A 14471-nucleotide genomic window follows, 5' to 3' on the forward strand; every position below is an offset into this window, starting at 1 on the left:
AGGCGGGGTCCATGTCGGACCCCGCCTCTAGTCTGTCCCGGTGGCCAAAGTGAAATCGAACTACCGCTGCTCCGAATGCCAGTCGGTAGTGCCCAAGTGGGTCGGTAGATGTCCGGACTGCGATTCGTGGGGCTCGATGACCGAGGTCGCGGTAGTGGCACCCGTCGCCAGTCGCGCCGGCGCCTCACTCGCCAAAGCGGGATCGAGCGCCGTACTCCCTACGACGCCGGCCACGCCGTTGACACAGATCGACAGCACCTCGACGCAGGCCAAGCCCACCGGGATCGGCGAGTTGGACCGCGTCCTCGGCGGTGGCGTCGTACCTGGTTCGGTGGTGCTGCTCGCGGGCGAGCCCGGAGTCGGAAAATCGACGCTACTTCTCGAGGTCGTCTACCGCTGGGCGATGCGCAGCGCGGATGATCGAGCGTTGTACGTCACGGGCGAAGAGTCCGCCGGTCAGGTCCGACTTCGGGCAGATCGCACCAACTCTGTCCACGAACGGATGTATCTGGCGGCCGAATCCGATCTCGCGACCATCCTCGGCCACATCGAGCAGGTCAAGCCGACCCTGGTCATCGTCGACTCGGTGCAGACCATGCTTGCTGCCGACGTCGACGGAGTCGTCGGCGGCGTGACTCAGGTCAAGGCTGTCACCAGCGCCTTGACCTCCCTGGCGAAGGCCAGTGGAATCCCGGTGCTTCTGATCGGCCACGTCACCAAGGACGGCGCCGTCGCCGGACCGCGCTCGCTCGAGCATCTCGTGGACGTGGTTCTGCACTTCGAAGGTGACAAGCACTCCACGCTGCGCATGGTCCGCGGCGTCAAGAACAGATTCGGTGCGGCCGACGAGGTGGGATGCTTCGAGCTGAGCGAGCAGGGCATCAACGAGATCAGCGATCCGTCCGGCCTGTTCCTGCATCACCGCGAAGAAGCCGTGGAAGGCACTGCCGTCACCGTGATGATGGACGGTAAGCGACCGCTACTCGGTGAAGTTCAGGCCCTCGTCGCCGCCACGCCTCTACCGACACCTCGTCGAGCCGTCAGTGGGCTCGACACCGCCCGTGTGGCCATGGTTCTGGCCGTGTTGGAGCGCCGCGTCGGGGTGTCGATCTCGAAGGCCGACGTCTACGCGGCGACCGTCGGCGGTATGCGGATGACCGAGCCGGGTGCCGATCTGGCTCTTGCCATAGCGGTCGCTTCCGCTGTGAAAGCCAAACCTGTCCCCAAGGGGCTCGTCATCCTCGGCGAGGTCGGACTCGCCGGAGAGGTTCGACGAGTTGCCGGTGTGAACCGACGGCTGATCGAAGCTGCCAGATTGGGATTCACCAGCGCCATCGTGCCGGTCGATTCCGGCCCGAACATTCCCGGCATGCGCGTCAACGAAGTAGCGAACCTGGCCGAGGCACTCGCCTATGCCGGATTGATGGGCGGCAAACAAGCCCCGTCTCGCCCAAAGCTCACTCCGGTGAAGTGACCGGCCTGCGGCCGACTACCGCGTCAGACCGACGAGGTGCCGAACGGGGAAGTCGGTTCGCCGTCCACGAACTCCTTGGTCTTGGCGAAGTGTTCCGACGTGATGGTCAGGAACAGTCCGCGGGACGTCCCCACCACCGTGTCCGGATCCGCTGTCGGACCTTCGACGATCACCGCTTCCGCGCTGGTGTAGACCTTGCGGCGCACAACGCCGTCGATGCGAGCCCGAAATTCGAGCACCGATCCCAACGGGATGGGCCGGGCGAAGTCGATCTCGAGGTGCCCGGTCACCACCGGCGAGCCGAGAGCCATGCATGCCATGCCTTGCGCCTCGTCGAAAGCCGTCGACAAAATACCGCCGTGAATGACCCCCGGACCGCCCTGATACTTCTTGGCGACCTCCAGACGGCCCGTCACTTCCAACCCGTCACCAGCCCTGAAACTCATCGCCATTCCCGCAGGCTGGTCGTCGCCGCAGCCGAAGCATTTCGACCAGTGCTGAGGCAACTTCTCGCCGGCGGCCGGAAAGAATTCGACCGGCTCCGGGACAGTCAGGTCATCAGGCAGGGTCCAGGTACTACTCATGGATAGGTAATCTAAACGGGGATCAGTCCGGCGCAGGCATCGGACCCGACCGAAGTGACATCGACCTCAGCAGGGAGTTTCTCAATGATCAGTGCGATGGCGGACACACAGTCGTCGTCGGCATTGCGAGAGACCATCGCCAGGTTGGCGCCGGGTACCGCTTTGCGAGACGGGCTCGAACGAATTCTGCGCGGCCGTACCGGCGCGCTGATCGTCCTCGGATACGACGAGGAGATGGAAGCGCTGTGTGACGGCGGATTCAACCTCGACGTGGAGTTCGCACCGACCCGATTGCGCGAGCTCTCGAAGATGGACGGCGCGGTAGTCCTCTCGACGGACGGCACACGCATCGTGCGCGCCAATGTCCAACTGGTTCCCGATCACAAGATTCCCACCGTCGAATCCGGCACCAGGCACCGTGCCGCCGAGCGCACGGCAATTCAAACCGGCTATCCCGTGGTCTCGGTCAGTCAGTCGATGTCGATCGTCAGTGTGTACGTCGGTGGTATCCGGCACGTCATCGACGGCTCGGCCACCATACTTTCGCGCGCCAACCAGGCCGTCGCGACGCTCGAACGATACAAAGCGCGACTCGACGAAGTGACACGGCAACTGTCGGTGGTCGAGATCGAGGATTTCGTGACTCTGCGCGACGCGTTGACCGTCGTACAGCGACTCGAAATGGTTCGCCGTGTGTCGATCGAAATCGAGCAGGATGTCCTCGAGCTCGGCACCGACGGTCGCCAGCTGGCATTGCAGCTCGAAGAACTGGTCGGCGACAACGACATTGCACGTCAACTGATCGTTCGGGATTACCTTGCCGGCCCCGAACCCATCGGCACCGCGGCGATGGACAACGTCCTCGTCGCACTCGATCGCGTCACCGACGCCGACCTACTCGATCTCACGACTCTTGCGCGTGTTCTCGGTTATCCGGGCACGATCGAAGCCCTCGACACTCCGATGACTCCTCGCGGATATCGCGTACTGATGCGTGTACCTCGATTGCAGTTCCATCAGATCCACCGGTTGGTCGGATCATTCGGCACTCTCCAGTCGCTGCTGGCCGCTACGGCTGCCGATCTGCAGTCGGTCGAGGGCATCGGCGGGCTGTGGGCCCGTCACATACGTGAGGGACTTTCCCGGCTCGCGGAGACGTCGATCACCGGATCGTTCAACTAGCGGGCCTGTTCGGGCTTGCCCGCTCTCACGCGATGTTGAACGGCTCCGGGGAGCTTCGCAGTGCGCCGAGCTGACCGACAACCGTGTACGCGCCTGCGCCCACCGGATTGCGCTCGGGGTTCTGCGCGGTCGCGCACTCGGGGGTCGACGTCGTGGCCGACCAGGCGACCTTGAACGCAGCTTGCTCGCCGGGAGCGAGATTGCGCACGTCAGCGGCGGGCTGCGGGTAGCAGTCGACGTTGGACCACAAACGGGTCTTGCCGTCGATGCTGTAGACGAGCACCTGCTGAAGGCCGCCCGCCAGATCTCGATCACAGGGTGCCGAACCGATGTTGGTGATGACGATCGTGAAGGACGGCTCTTCACCAGGAGCGAAGGTCGCCTTGTCTGCGGTCGCCTTGACTGCCAGCGACGAGTCCGCGCACTGACCAGCCGGGACCGGAGCGCCGGTGGTCGACGAGGACGATGCCGACGTCGACGATCCCGAAGCCTGCGTGCCCGAGCCACCTGATCCACCCGCAGCACCGCCACCCGAACCACCGTTACCGTCCGGCGCGTTGGAGCCGGAAGGGTTGGGGGTGAAGGAGACGTCCGTCGTCAGCGAGGAACTCGCAGCGGCCGAATTGGCCTCAGGAGTATCGCTTCCACCGCCGAAGAGGGCGGACGCCGCCCAGATGATCAACGCCAGTGCAATGACGGCGGCACCAATGGCCAGCGCCCGGCGACGCCAGTAGATCTCGGGGGGCAGTGGTCCATTCGGTTCCAACACGGACTCAACGGTAGTTGGCGCAGGGTCCACTAACCGTCAGCTGAGGCGGCGTGTCGGTACCCATTGTCTGCTACCGGGTATCACTGCCCCGAAAGATCTAACCCTCGACGGTCTCGACGCTCTCGCCGATGTCGCCGACCGCGCCCTGAACTCGCATGTGACCGTCGGACAATGTGTACGTGACGCCGACGATCGCGCACGCACCGTTGTCCACCTTGTCTGCGATGATCCGCGACCTCTGCATGATCAACGAGCCGGTCTCCACTACGTGTCGACCTTCGAGTTCGTCGACGGTGGACAAGCCTTCGTTGCGACCCATCAGGATGGACGGAGCAACGCGCTCGACCACGCTGCGAATGAAGCCGTCGGGAACCGCACCCTTGTCCAGGGCGTCGAGCGTTGCCTTCACCGCACCGCAACCGTCGTGACCGAGGACGACGATGAGCGGCACGTTGAGCACGTGAACGGCGTACTCGATCGAACCGAGCACCGAATCGTCGAGCACGTGACCTGCCGTACGCACGACGAACATGTCGCCGAGGCCCTGATCGAAGATGATCTCGGCGGCTACGCGCGAATCACCGCAACCGAACAGCACCGCGGTGGGGTGCTGCCCATCGACGAGCTTCGCGCGATCGGCGATTCCCTGGCTGGGGTGAATGGACGCGTCGTTGACAAATCGCTCGTTGCCTTCGCGAAGGGACTTCCAAGCGGAAATGGGGCTTGATCGTGGCATTCACTCATTGTGCACCCGTCGCATTTCGGACTCTCGCCGGGAAGGTTGCGTAGACGCAAACGGAAGCTCCGCGTCCACATTCACGCCTTGTGATGGCGTGCCCGAATTGGAACTTACTTCAGAGTCAGTTTCCTGATACCGTCTCGGGACGTGACCTGGAGCACTTCGACCGTCCGAGTGTGATCGAAGAAACCCGACCAGAACGATTCGGACGGAAAGGGGGATGGCGTGAGCACTGAAGTTGGAACAACCGGGGACGCAACGCCTGCCTCCCCCGCCAAGACGAACATGTTCTCGAACCTGCTGTCCGAGATCGGACTGCTGTTCACCTTCACCGTTCGCGTATGCGTCGCCGCTTTCACAACTCTGCGACACAAGCGCCTCGCCTGGCGTGAAGCGCTCGACCAGATGTGGTTTCTCGCCCACGTCACCTCGGTCGCTTCGGCACTGGTGATGATTCCCCTCGGCGTGGGCGTAGCTCTCCAGATCGGTTCGCTCGCAGACCAAATCGGCGCGGGTTCATACAGCGGTGCAGTCGTCGCGTTCCTCATCATCGGACAGGCCGGACCGCTGGTCTGCGCCCTGATCATCGCCGGCGTCGGCGGTTCCGCAATCTGCGCAGATTTGGGAGCGCGCACGATCCGCGAAGAGATCGATGCGCTCGAAGTACTGGGCCTGCCGGTGTTGGAACGCCTGGTCGTGCCGCGGATGATCGCAATTGCCGTCGTCTGCCTCCTGCTGAATTCGATAGTTCTCGTGATCGGTTTGGGCGCAAGCCTCTTCGTTCACGTCCTGATACTCGACGGCAACGCACAGAGCTTCCTGCGCAATCTCGTTCAATTCAGTCAACCGAGCGACTTCGTCGTCTCCGGTATCAAAGCCGTTGCCTTTGCTCTCATCTCGGGAATCGTGGCCTGCTACAAGGGCCTGACCGTCAAGCGCGGAGCTCAAGGCGTCGGCGACGCAGTCAACGAGACCGTCGTGCTCTCGTTTGTCCTCGTGTTCGTCGCCAACCTCGCAATTACCCAGTTCTACCCGCTGTTCGTCTCGGTGAAGGGTGCCTACTGATGCACCTGCCCATCGCAATTCGTGCCAAGCGGGCCAGTTCGCGCACCGTCGACGGTCTGAGTCGACTCGGCGATCAGTTCACGTTCCACGCGCGCGTCATCATCTCGATTCCGGCAACCCTCAAGCGATATTGGCGTGAAGTCGCCCGTCTCGTCGCCCAGGTGGCATTCGGTTCGGGCACCCTGCTCGCCGGCGGCGGCAGCGTCGTCGTGATCTTCGCGATCTCGTTCTTCGCAGGTTCCCAGATCGGACTCGAGGGCTACCGCGGACTCAACCTCGTCGGCCTCGCACCGCTGTCCGGCGTGATGTCCGCCATCGCGAATACTCGTGAGGTCGCACCACTCGTTGCCGCAATCACCTTGGCTGCCAAGGTCGGAACTGGATTCACCGCGCAGCTCGGAGCCATGCGGATCTCCGAGGAAATCGACGCACTCGAAGTCATGGCGATTCCCTCGCTGCGATACCTGGTCACCACCCGAATGATCGCGGCGCTCATCGCGGTGGTCCCGCTGTACCTGGTCGGCCTCTTTGCTTCGTACATGGCAACGGCGCTTGCGGTGATCCGGGTCAAAGGCCAGTCGGAGGGAACATACGGCTACTACTTCAGTCTTTTCCTCTCTCCCAACGACATCTGGTTGTCCTTGATAAAAGTCATGGTGTTCGCGGTCGTCGTGACCCTCGTGCACTGCTACTACGGTTATACCGCGACGGGTGGACCTGAAGGCGTCGGGCGAGCAGCCGGGCGAGCGCTGCGCACCAGCATCGTCTTCCTGGCCTTCACCGACGTCGCCATGACCATCGCGCTCTGGGGACTCAAACCTCAGGTGCCCGGGTTGACCGGATGATCGTCACGGGCACCAGTCGAATTGCACTGGCACTGCGTGGTTTACTTGCGATTGTCCTGCTGATCGTCGCCTACGTCTTCTTGTTCAGCAGGGGCACGGACACGTTCAGTTCCACACCGCAGGTCAGTGCTGTCGTCCCTGCCAGCGCCGGTGCGCTGCGAGTCGGATCCTCGGTTCAGTACCGCGGCGTCGTCGTCGGTTCGGTCGCCGATATCGAGCCTGGCACCACCGCTTCCACCATCTCACTCGCAATCGACGAGGGTGCATTCGAGGACATACCGTCGACAAGTCAGGTGCGGCTGATGCCTCGCAACATCTTCGGCGACTTCTTCGTGGACTTGATTCAACCTGACGGTCTCTCGCGCGGTCCTGCTCTCGCGCCGGGTACCGAGTTGGTATCAGATCAGTCCGAAGTCGCGGTCCAGCTCTACCAATCGATCTCACGGATCTACTCGCTCGTTTCTTCCCTCGACCCCGCCGACATCAACGCGGCGCTCACGGCAGTCTCGGATGCGATGAGCGGCAAGGGAAACCAGATCGGTGAGTCTCTCGATTCAGTCCACCAAGCGTTGGTCGGTGCGCAGCCTGTCATCGACGGACTCGGTGACGACCTCGACGACATAGCCACGCTCGCCGACAGTCTCTCGACGAGTGCGCCCGACATGCTCGCCGCATTCGAGAACTCCATCACCACATCCAAGACCGTCGTCGAGAAATCCGACGGATTGGCGGGGCTTCTGCGAGCAGGCACCAGCACGGGAGTTGCTGCCACGAGTCTGATCGGCGACAATCGCGACCGCCTGATCACCTTGGTCGACGACGCCGATTCCCTCACCGGTGCAATCACTTCGCGGCCGGACCACATCACCACCTTCTACAACGGCCTGCGCAATCTCACGATCAAACTCCCGCCCGCATTGGCGCACGGCCCGTGGCTCAGCACTGACCTGCGCCTGTCTGTCACAGATCTGTATCCGTACGGAAAGACCGACTGCCCACAATACGACGGGACCCGCGGCCCCAACTGTCCTGCCGCCGCGACCGCGTTCGGCGGAACCGTCGGCCCGGTCGGCAGCCCTGCCGAACAATCCCTGATCTCAGCTATCACCCAGGGCGGTACAGCTTTGGACACTCTCGTGGCGGGGCCGGTCTTTCGCGGCACGACGGTGGTGGGCGGATGAGCGTGAAGAAATCTCTGATCAGGTTCGGACTGTTTGCCGCGCTGTCGATTCTCGCCACCGTGGTTGTGGTGAGCACTCTGATCAACCCAGTCTCCGGGTCTAGTTCGCAGTACCGGGCCGTCTTCGTCAATGCCTCCGGCCTGGTCACCGGCAGCGATGTTCAGATCGCCGGGGTGCGAGTAGGGCGCGTCGACAGCGTCGAGTTGGTGAACAACCAAGCCGTCGTCGGCTTCGAACTCGAATCTACACAACGTATTCCGACCGACGGTCGGGCTGTGGTGAGGTATGCAGATCTGCTGGGGGCACGGACGATCTCGATCGAACCCGGACAGGGCGAACTCGTAGCCGGCAACTACCTCTCCCCCGGAGCCACAATTCCCGTGGAACAGACTCAGCCGGCGATCGACCTCACCGACATCCTCGGCGGTTTCCGTCCCCTGTTCGACGCACTTGACCCCGCAGAAGTCAACAAGCTTGCCGCACAAGTCGTCCGGGTATTCCAAGGACAAGGTTCCACCATCGAAAGCCTGCTGGAGCGCACAGTTGCCGTCACCGAGAACTTGACGTCCCGAGACGCGATCTTGGACCAACTACTGACCAACCTCGACCGGGTACTCACCGTCACGACGACGAATCGACCCAACTTCGTCGAGATGATCAACACGCTCGACACGCTGGTAGGCGGTTTGGCACAGGATCGCCAACAGATCTCGGCCGCAGTTGATTCCGCAGGTGCCCTGACTTCTTCCCTTCAGGACTTGGTGACGCGCGTGGAACCGGACTTGGCTGGCGCGCTGACTTCGATCGATCAGTCGGCCAGCGTCGTCGTCGACAATCGTGAGTCGCTGGCGACCGGTATCACCGCTTTCGATCAACTGTTCACCCAATTGGGAATCGCAATGAGCTACGGCAGTTGGGCGAACATCTACATCTGTAATTTCCGGCTCAGCGCGCTGGACCAATCGGTGACTCTCGGCGGCCCCGAGCGTTCGGCGGTGTGCTGATGAACTGGCTCACCGTCAAGAACCCGGTCCGCAACGGAATGATCTGCATTCTCGTCGGAGTCTGTGTCGTTCTGGCCGCACTCGTTGTCCCTCAATTGATCTTGAAGGTCAAGACCAACGAGTACAACGCCGTGTTTGCCAACGCCACCGGATTGACGCAGGACGATCCGGTCAACGTCGCGGGAGTCCCGAGCGGGGTGGTCACCTCGTTGGCGGTCAGCGGCAACTCTGTTGAAGTCACCTTCCGACTCGACGACGGCGTCACTCTCGGCGAAAACTCGCGCGCGGACATCAAGATCTCGACTCTGCTCGGCCGACGCTCGCTCGACATCACTCCGAACGGATCGCGCTCGTTACCCCGAGGTTCGACCATTCCCATCGAGAACACGAGTGTTCCGTTCACCCTCGACGATCTCGGACGAGGAGCACAATCCACTTCGGAAAACCTTGATCTGCAACAACTGCGAAACATGCTGACCGTGGTGTCCGACAACTCACCGGACGATCCCGAGCTCATTCGCCGCTCGCTCGAGGGAATCGACGCACTCTCCGGAGTAGTCAACGACAACGACGTTGCGCTCCGTTCCCTTCTCACCGGAGCGCAGCAGACGACCGCAACACTGATCGAGCAGAAGGACACTCTGGAAACCCTTCTGGGAAATGCGGACCTGGTGATGGCCACGATCGCCGACCGGCGAGATGTGCTGAATGCGCTTGTACAAGACCTCAATCAGTTGAGCACCACACTTGCCCAGTTCCTGGGTGACAACCAGGCATTGGTCGACTCGGTCATGGGAGACATCCACGAGGTGACGGGAGTTCTTTCCGAGAACGAACAATCACTGACCACGTTGCTCGACAACTTCGCCCCCAGCGTTCGGTACGTCACCAATGCGACCGGTAACGGCAACTGGCTCGACCTCAACTCGCCCTCCACCCTCATCCCGGACAACTGGTTGTGCGTCGTCGGGCTCGTTCAGGGGTGTCGATGACCACGACCGTCAAGAAGCTCGCCGTGCTGGCAGCGATAATGATCTGCGCGATCGGTGCGGTCCTGTTCGTCACGCGTGACGAACACCAACTCACTCTCACTGCCGAATTCACCTCGACCGACGCCATCTTCACCGGCAACACGGTGACTATTCTGGGAGTTCCCAGCGGGAGGGTCGAGAGCGTCACGCCGGAAGGGTCCCGGGTACGAGTGGCGATGAGCCTGCCATCCGGAACACGCATACCGGCCGACGCGCAGGCCTGGGTCCTGTCTCCTTCGGTCATCAGTGACCGCACGATCGAACTCGGCCCCGGCTACGAGGACGGTGAGTTCCTCGTGGACGGCGCAGTGATCCCTCTCGAACGAACTCACTCCCCTCTCACATGGGACCAGCTCACCGCATCGGTGAACGAACTGACGGTGGCGCTCGGCCCTGGCGCGGACGGCGGTGGGATCGGTGACCTCATCGGAGAAGGCGCCCACGCGTTGGACGGCAACGGGCAAGCATTCAACGATGCCGTTCGGTCCATCTCACAGGCTAGTTCGGTACTGGCGGGTGCAAGTCCCGACATCTCCGAACTCGTGAAGAACCTGAACACCCTCGTGCAGTTGATCGCGGACAACCAGACCAAGGTCGACGCGCTGTCGAATTCGGTGACAGTCACCGCCCGCGCGTTCAGTACCCAGCGAGAAGACATCAGCGGGGCGCTCGATTCCCTGACCACGTTGCTCGGACAGGTCTCAGCGCTACTCGCCGAACACGGCGAGGCGGTCACCGCCGATCTGGGTGCGCTCGCACAGTTGGCCGGTGCAGTCGCGACCAAACAGGACCAACTGCGCGAGATCATCGAAACGGCACCAACGGGATTCGAGAACGTCGCCAACCTCGTCACCGAAGAAGGCCGAGCCAGAGCGCGATTGAACGTCGCCACCGATCTCTCACAGTTCGACACGACGCGAGAACTGTGCGAGAAGATGCCGATTCCGCTGTGCACCGGGCCTGGGATCGTCAATCCCATCGAATTTCCTTCGGCAGGCAGCTCCGACCTGGCACGCATCCTCGGTGGGGGCAACTGATGGCGTCGAACAAGTCCGTGGTGAGCGTTGTCGTGGCACTTGTCATCGCGGCGCCGTTGACCGGCTGCAGTCTCAACTTCCAGCACCTCCCCCTCGGGCGCAGTCTGCCAGGAGAGTCGTACCCGCTGAACATGGAATTCGTCGATGCGTCATTACTCCCCGTCGGCGGCGAGGTGCGGATCGGCCAGGCAGTGGTCGGCAGAGTCACGTCGATGAGCGCGGAAACATTTGCAGCCGTAGTACATACAGAAATTGAACCGGACATCGAACTACCCGTCGGCACTCGCGCTCGGATCGAGCTGTCCACCCCGATCGGCGACGCATTTGTCAACCTCGAAGTTCCGGTCGATCCAACGGGCCCCAGGCTCGATCCAGGTTCCACCATCGCGCGATCGGAGACCGTGCGCGGACCCGATGTCGCACAACTGCTCGGCGCCGTCGGAACTCTGTTGAACGGCAGTGGGTTGGCGCAGGTCAAGAACATCGTCAGTGAGGCTGATCAGATTCTCGACGGCAGGGAGGAGACGATCCGCGATCTGCTTGCGCGCCTTGACACTTTTCTCGGAACACTTGACGACCGAAAGGAATCGATCAATTCGGCACTGAATTCCCTGAACCGGCTCAGCGCTCTGATCGGTGACGAGAGCGCCACCATCGACGAAGGCTTGCGAACACTCACACCCGCATTGGGCGTGATCGCCGACCAACGACAACCGCTCCTCGATCTTCTCGACGAAACCGATCGGCTCAGTACCGCAACCAATTCCGTGCTCGACCAGTCGGCCGACCAGATTTCCGAGATCACCGGACGACTGTCACCCATCCTCGACCAGTTCTCGGCGATGGGCCCGACTCTGAGTGAGACCATGTCCAACCTGGACAACGCGAGAGTGCTCCTCGAGCGCGCCAGCCCAGGTGATTACGTGAGCATCGACCTCGACGTCGATGTCGAGGGAACCGTGACCGGGGTGCTCAACGAGATAATTCCGGGCGCCGCACCGCCACTGCCACCTCTGCCCGCCTCCGATCGGGAACTGCCGATCACGACACCCCTGCAAGGAGGAACGCGATGAAGAACCGAACCGTCTATTTCGAGATCGTCGCCTTTCTCCTCATCGCAGTGGTCAGCACGACGTATGTGCTCCGACAAGTAGGTGCCGGAGATCCCTTCACCGGAACGTTCTCGGTCACCGTCGAATTGGAGAACGCGGCCGGAATCGCTCCGGGTTCGGAAGTGGCCTATCGCGGAGTCACCGTCGGCGACGTCGAGTCGGTGGAGGTGGACTCTGCCCAGGACCTCGTCGTGATGACGTTGAGCATCGCCGCCGACCAACAGATCCCCAGCGATTCGCATGTGGCCATCAGCCAGGACACCGCCGTTCCGGTGTTGAAAGTTCAGTTGTCCTCGCAGACCGACGGCGGCCCGTATCTGGTTGAAGGTTCGGTTGTTCCGACTGAGCGCACTTCGATCCCGGTCGCGTTGGGAACCGTGATTGCGAATTTCAACGCTGCTGCCGATACCGTCGATCCGGCAGACCTGCGAACCCTCTCGCACGAACTCGGTGAGGGATTGAACGGATTGGGTCCGGATCTGCAGGCGCTCGTCGACAACTTCGACGTCCTCGCGCGCACTGTCCAAGCCGATCAACCGCGTGTCAACACACTCGTCGAGAACTCGCGCTCACTGTTCACTGCGAACGAGGAAAATATTGACGCTCTTCCCGAAGTTGCACTCACACTTCGCCAATTGACAGATCAGGCCCGAAACTCCGATCCGCAACTGCGCACACTCCTCGATCGAAGCCCGAGTGTTCTCGACAATCAGATACTGCCTCTCATCGAACAGAGTCGTGAGCCGTTCAGTCTGCTGTTGGCCAATTCTCTCGTCTCCACTCAGATCGTCACTGCACGGATGCCTGCCGTCGATGCCTTGTTGGTGGTGGTGCCCAAAGGATTCGAGAAGTTCGGAAGTATCGTCAAAGACGGACGCGCACAGCTTGATCTGATCACAGCACTCGGCCCGGTCTGTATCTACGACACGCCCCGACGATCGGTACAGGACACCTCACCGACCACGCTCGACAAGAACCAACACTGCGCGGACCAGTCGGGCCGGATCCAGAATCGCGGTTCGCAGAACGTCCCCACCGGAGCTGGAACGATCGACGGGGTTGCCGAATACGATCCTGCCCTCGGCACCGTTGCGACCGGTGACGGAACGTCGATTCGTCTGGGCCTCAACGGTGGTCAGAACACCGTTCTCGGTGACAACTCGTTTGCCGCACTACTAGTACAAGGAACGCAATGACCGAGACACCCCAGTCCGAGACACCCCAACCCCAGACCCCCGAGAGTCCGACACCCACAATCGCCGAAAAGCCCAAGCGGCTTCGCAAGCAGACCTTGTTGATCGTTGCCGGCGTCCTGGTCGTGGTCGCGGCGCTCGGATGGGGCGCATTCGCGACCTGGCAGAAATCGGCCGACGAAGACGCGCGTACCAGCGCACTGGACAGCGGACGGCAATTCGCCACTGATCTTGCGACGTACAACTTCCAGAACCTCGATCAGAATCTTTCCGTGGTGCGTGACAACTCTGTCGGCGAGTTCGCCGGTCAGTACGCCCAGGTGGCAGCCAACCTGCAGAACATGATCGTGCAGTATCAGGCGACCTCGTCCGCTCAGATCATTTCAGCCGGACTGGCGAGCAGTGATCGCGACAACGCCGAGGTGCTCGTGTTCCTCGATCAGACGATCACCAATACCAACTCCCCCGATCCGAGGATCGACCGTAACCGCATGCAACTTTCTCTGGTCCGCGAGGACGGCGAGTGGAAACTGAGCAACGTGCAGTTGTTGTGACTTCGTCGCGGCGTAGTATCTCCCCGAGCATTATCGAGCGATAGCTAGGGGACCACGTATGGCCACGAAAGATTCGGCGAAGGACGCCACAGCCAGTTGGCGACGGATCGAGCCGCTCGAGCTGACTCCTATCCTGGAAGCCGCCCTCGAAGGATTCTACGACAACGGGTTCCACGGTACTTCGATACGCGAGATCGCACGCCGCGTCGGCGTGACGATCCCCGCCCTCTACTACCACCACCAGAGCAAAGAGGGGATCCTCCTTGCTCTGCTGGAGATTTCGACCAGTGACGTCCTCGCTCGTGCCCACAGCGCGTACTCCGACGGCGGAGACGACCCTCGACAACAGCTCACCAACGTCGTCGAAGCGATCGTGCTTCGTATGACGACCCGCTCTCGGTTGGCAGCCCTCGAGGGGGAAGTGCGCTACCTCAGTCCCGAACACCGACAGCGATATCGTGTCGTACGCAAGGGCGTCGAAGAATTGGTGCTCGGTATAGTCACCGAGGGTTCGGAACGAGGTCTCTTCTCAGTAGCAGACGTGCCCGAGACCACCCGCGCACTTCTCGCGATGTGCCAGTCGATTCCGCGCTGGTATCACGCCGAGGGAGAACTCACCCCGGAAGAGGTAGCTCAGAAGTACGCCGTGATCGCACTGAATACGGTTGGATGCAAACCCGGCCGCAAGCGTGCACGTTGAT

At 61.8% G+C, this 14471-nt stretch carries 15 protein-coding genes; 12 read left to right on the forward strand and 3 right to left on the reverse strand.

All coding sequences use genetic code 11. The features are described 5' to 3' along the window. The first annotated feature begins 40 nt into the window (after window positions 1–40). A complete protein-coding gene (gene radA, locus QM596_RS17965; protein WP_003945739.1) occupies window positions 41–1474 on the forward strand; it encodes a DNA repair protein RadA in 1434 nt (477 codons plus the stop codon). Between the two features lie 23 nt (window positions 1475–1497). Here radA and QM596_RS17970 read toward each other — a convergent pair whose 3' ends face one another. Next, window positions 1498–2058, reverse strand: a complete 561-nt coding sequence (locus QM596_RS17970; RefSeq protein WP_019746834.1) for a PaaI family thioesterase — start codon at window positions 2056–2058, stop codon at window positions 1498–1500. Window positions 2059–2154: 96 nt separating this feature from the next. Here QM596_RS17970 and disA point away from each other — a divergent pair, with 96 nt between their 5' ends. Continuing rightward, complete coding sequence (disA, locus tag QM596_RS17975) at window positions 2155–3240, forward strand: DNA integrity scanning diadenylate cyclase DisA (RefSeq protein WP_024487741.1); 1086 nt, start codon at window positions 2155–2157, stop codon at window positions 3238–3240. A 25-nt stretch (window positions 3241–3265) separates the two neighbouring features. Here the strand turns inward: disA and QM596_RS17980 are convergent, their stop codons facing one another. Beyond that, the gene (locus QM596_RS17980) at window positions 3266–4009 is read right to left on the reverse strand and encodes a DUF4232 domain-containing protein (protein WP_019746833.1); all 744 of its coding nucleotides are present in this window, start codon (window positions 4007–4009) and stop codon (window positions 3266–3268) included. 97 nt (window positions 4010–4106) lie between these two features. Beyond that, window positions 4107–4745, reverse strand: coding sequence for a carbonic anhydrase (locus QM596_RS17985; RefSeq protein ID WP_019746832.1), 639 nt, complete (start codon window positions 4743–4745; stop codon window positions 4107–4109). A 228-nt stretch (window positions 4746–4973) separates the two neighbouring features. Between QM596_RS17985 and QM596_RS17990 the strand changes: the two genes are divergently transcribed. The 10 genes from QM596_RS17990 to QM596_RS18035 are packed head-to-tail and all read left to right on the forward strand — an operon-like array spanning window position 4974 to window position 14470. Further along, window positions 4974–5813 (forward strand): MlaE family ABC transporter permease, encoded by an 840-nt coding sequence (locus QM596_RS17990; protein ID WP_020968384.1) that lies wholly within the window; start codon window positions 4974–4976, stop codon window positions 5811–5813. Next, on the forward strand, window positions 5813–6658 hold the full coding sequence (locus QM596_RS17995) for an MlaE family ABC transporter permease (protein WP_019746829.1): 846 nt from the start codon (window positions 5813–5815) through the stop codon (window positions 6656–6658). The genes QM596_RS17990 and QM596_RS17995 overlap by 1 nt, the downstream gene beginning before the upstream one ends. Further along, window positions 6655–7839, forward strand: coding sequence for an MCE family protein (locus QM596_RS18000; protein WP_283309584.1), 1185 nt, complete (start codon window positions 6655–6657; stop codon window positions 7837–7839). Before QM596_RS17995 ends, QM596_RS18000 begins: the two co-directional genes overlap by 4 nt. Further along, complete coding sequence (locus QM596_RS18005; protein ID WP_283309585.1) at window positions 7836–8843, forward strand: MCE family protein; 1008 nt, start codon at window positions 7836–7838, stop codon at window positions 8841–8843. The genes QM596_RS18000 and QM596_RS18005 overlap by 4 nt, the downstream gene beginning before the upstream one ends. Then, window positions 8843–9835: an MCE family protein gene (locus tag QM596_RS18010; protein ID WP_283309586.1), complete on the forward strand. Its 993-nt coding sequence runs from the start codon at window positions 8843–8845 to the stop codon at window positions 9833–9835. Before QM596_RS18005 ends, QM596_RS18010 begins: the two co-directional genes overlap by 1 nt. Further along, window positions 9832–10911 (forward strand): MCE family protein, encoded by a 1080-nt coding sequence (locus QM596_RS18015; RefSeq protein ID WP_283309587.1) that lies wholly within the window; start codon window positions 9832–9834, stop codon window positions 10909–10911. Before QM596_RS18010 ends, QM596_RS18015 begins: the two co-directional genes overlap by 4 nt. Beyond that, window positions 10911–11984: an MCE family protein gene (locus tag QM596_RS18020; RefSeq protein ID WP_283309588.1), complete on the forward strand. Its 1074-nt coding sequence runs from the start codon at window positions 10911–10913 to the stop codon at window positions 11982–11984. Before QM596_RS18015 ends, QM596_RS18020 begins: the two co-directional genes overlap by 1 nt. Then, window positions 11981–13219: an MlaD family protein gene (locus QM596_RS18025; protein WP_283309589.1), complete on the forward strand. Its 1239-nt coding sequence runs from the start codon at window positions 11981–11983 to the stop codon at window positions 13217–13219. Before QM596_RS18020 ends, QM596_RS18025 begins: the two co-directional genes overlap by 4 nt. Then, a complete protein-coding gene (locus tag QM596_RS18030) occupies window positions 13216–13770 on the forward strand; it encodes an Rv1363c family protein (RefSeq protein ID WP_142006430.1) in 555 nt (184 codons plus the stop codon). The genes QM596_RS18025 and QM596_RS18030 overlap by 4 nt, the downstream gene beginning before the upstream one ends. Before the next feature lie 58 nt (window positions 13771–13828). Further along, window positions 13829–14470, forward strand: a complete 642-nt coding sequence (locus tag QM596_RS18035; protein ID WP_069146941.1) for a TetR/AcrR family transcriptional regulator — start codon at window positions 13829–13831, stop codon at window positions 14468–14470. The last annotated feature ends 1 nt before the right edge of the window (window position 14471 follow it).

It is taken from the genome of Rhodococcus sp. IEGM 1406 (genome assembly GCF_030056745.1).
GTDB lineage: Bacteria > Actinomycetota > Actinomycetes > Mycobacteriales > Mycobacteriaceae > Rhodococcus_F > Rhodococcus_F erythropolis.